Origin of the sequence: Pseudomonas rossensis, from assembly GCF_039888995.1 — a bacterium.
Lineage (GTDB): Bacteria > Pseudomonadota > Gammaproteobacteria > Pseudomonadales > Pseudomonadaceae > Aquipseudomonas > Aquipseudomonas rossensis.
Window position 1 is genome coordinate 1 of the sequence record NZ_JBBWCB010000383.1, and the last position, 239, is coordinate 239.

Annotated in this window: 1 protein-coding gene; it reads right to left on the bottom strand. The window is 53.1% G+C overall.

Going from position 1 to position 239, the window contains the following annotated elements:
• Positions 1 to 20: 20 nt before the first annotated feature.
• Positions 21 to 239 (bottom strand): peptidylprolyl isomerase (locus WLY71_RS30965; protein ID WP_347806613.1); only part of this gene is annotated, 219 nt, incomplete at its 5' end.

The window sequence follows — 239 nt, forward strand, 5'->3', positions numbered from 1 at the left end:
GGAGGCCATTCGCGGCGTAGCTACTTCATTTTTTGTGGCTTGATATCCACCACCGTGCCCGCTTGTACGTTTTTGATCGGTGAAAGCAAGTGCGGCGAAATATTCCAGCGTTGGCTGGTATCGGTTACCACTGTGACGGTCTTGCGGTTGAACTTCATGACGGTACCGGACAGGCGCTCACCACTGGGTGAGTCGAAGCTTACCCGTGCTCCTGGATGGAACTGCATCATCGATTTATG